The organism is Pedobacter sp. UBA4863 (assembly GCF_002399615.1).
Lineage (GTDB): Bacteria > Bacteroidota > Bacteroidia > Sphingobacteriales > Sphingobacteriaceae > Pedobacter.
Map to the genome: position 1 here is coordinate 118,044 of NZ_DHDZ01000046.1, position 1,746 is coordinate 119,789.

Annotated in this window: 2 protein-coding genes and 2 tRNA genes; 1 reads left to right on the forward strand and 3 read right to left on the reverse strand. The window is 37.7% G+C overall.

Annotated elements, in window-relative coordinates; genetic code table 11:
* On the reverse strand, nt 1-253 hold a 253-nt coding region (locus tag B3I52_RS12495; RefSeq protein WP_293301733.1), incomplete at its 3' end, for a hypothetical protein.
* Between the two features lie 105 nt (nt 254-358).
* Between B3I52_RS12495 and B3I52_RS12500 the strand changes: the two genes are divergently transcribed.
* On the forward strand, nt 359-1,249 hold the full coding sequence (locus B3I52_RS12500) for a LytTR family transcriptional regulator DNA-binding domain-containing protein (protein ID WP_293301735.1): 891 nt from the start codon (nt 359-361) through the stop codon (nt 1,247-1,249).
* Nucleotides 1,250-1,536: 287 nt separating this feature from the next.
* Here the strand turns inward: B3I52_RS12500 and B3I52_RS12505 are convergent.
* Both B3I52_RS12505 and B3I52_RS12510 read right to left on the reverse strand, forming a co-directional pair.
* Nucleotides 1,537-1,621, reverse strand: a tRNA-Leu gene (locus B3I52_RS12505).
* 52 nt (nt 1,622-1,673) lie between these two features.
* Nucleotides 1,674-1,746 (reverse strand) — tRNA-Gly (locus tag B3I52_RS12510).

Below are 1,746 nucleotides of genomic sequence, written 5' to 3' on the forward strand. Positions count from 1 at the left end.
GTAACGCTCTGTTTTCTTGCTTGCTGGTACTAGGTTTTTGTTTTTGCAATGTCAAGTTTGGTCTTTCCTGCCAAAATCTCGAAGGCCGTTGGGGCGTGCTTGGGAAGGGTTGGTTGGTTTTTTCGTTTGTGGTTACTTTAATAGTTGCGTCATTTCGACGGTCTGTAAGGAGGAGAAATCTAGCTTTTGGTGGCAGGTTGGAACAAGGAACAAGGATTAAGGTTAAAGTTGTTTTTCGTTCTTCGTTTTTCATTTGATTATTGGTGCTTGGTTGTTGTGATTAAAATGATATAGGACACATTGCTTTGAAGTGTTTTAGATTTTTATTATTTTCTGGGTTAAACAATTTTGGAATGCAATGAATGTTGTACAGTTTTTTAAAAAGGCATGGGAGGTTTTTGGTTGGTATGACATTGTGTTGATCTGTGTTTTTTCTCTTATAGCTGGACACTACCTAGTAGTTTACCAAGAACCAGAGCGCTTTTGGGTTTTAATGCGCTTTACGTATTATTGGCCGGCTATGTTAGGAAGCTCGGTAATTGCCTTTTTAATTATTTTAGCTATTCGTTTAATTAGCTTTTACTTTGATTTAAAAGTTTCGTGGATTAGTGACTTTAATAAAAGATTGTTCTTGCAGCTTGCTTTAGGTACTGTGCTAATGGCTGTTTTAGCTTTTGTACTGGCAGGCATTTATTTTAGCATTAGGGGGCAAAATATTTTTGAGACCGATTATTACCATAAGGATTTTTGGACTGTGGTATTGTTGATTTCTTTTTTGAACTTATTTTATGCCGCCGAATATTCTTTTAAAGTTTTGAAAATACATCGTGAAAAACTTTTTGAGGAGTTTGGAGAAGCCATAGCAATAGCTAACGATGTTGCAGGGGAGATGCTTGCAAGCGATGTTTTTGAGGTGGAAAATATTGCTTATGTTTTTCATAAGCAACGTGTTAATTGGTTGGTAGATTTTAATGGGGTTAAGACTGCTGCTACCGATATGACAATTGCTCGTTTGTTAGCTTTGTTAAATGAAGATGATTTTTTTATGTTGCAAAAGGGATTTGTTGTAAATAGGACTGCAATTATAAAGATTGGCAAAACTACTTCTAGGAGATTAATGGTTTACTTGAAAACTCCATTTAATATGGATTTGCAAGTGGTAAGGGTTGGCCTTAATGAAGTTAACTTTGTGGTTGTTTCGCAAAGGCAGGTAAGGGAGTTTAGGGCATGGTATTTTAAAAAGGTTTAATTTTTTTTCGTTGTTGATTAGGAGTAGGGAGCAAGGAGTGAGATTGTTGTTCGTTGTTCGTTTGATTATTGGTGCTTGATTATTGGTGCTTGATTATTGGTGATTAGGAGCAAGGAGATGCTCTAGATTCAATAGATTTCAAAAAGGTGAAAAAAGAGTGTGAAGAAAAGATCAACAAACTGGAGTATGAACTCTCGGAGGTAAAGGGATTATTTACTTGATTGCCAAAGAATTGAGAGGAAACAAAAACGGGAAGTTACGTCTTTTAGAACGTACTTCCCGTCGCGTACTGAAGGCGGGAATCGAACCCGCACGCCTGTTGAGGGCACAGGATTTTAAGTCCTGCGTGTCTACCAGTTCCACCACTTCAGCAAAAGCATAATGCTTTTTAAAATTAAATGCCTCCTGGTAGGAAGGCATTTAGAGCGAAAGACGAGATTCGAACTCGCGACCCCAACCTTGGCAAGGTTGTGCTCTACCAACTGAGCTACTTTCGC

Coding starts and splice junctions, on each gene's coding strand:
- B3I52_RS12500 (WP_293301735.1), top strand. CDS start 359: ATGAATGTTGTACAGTTTTTTAAAAAGGCATGGGAGGTTTTTGGTTGG.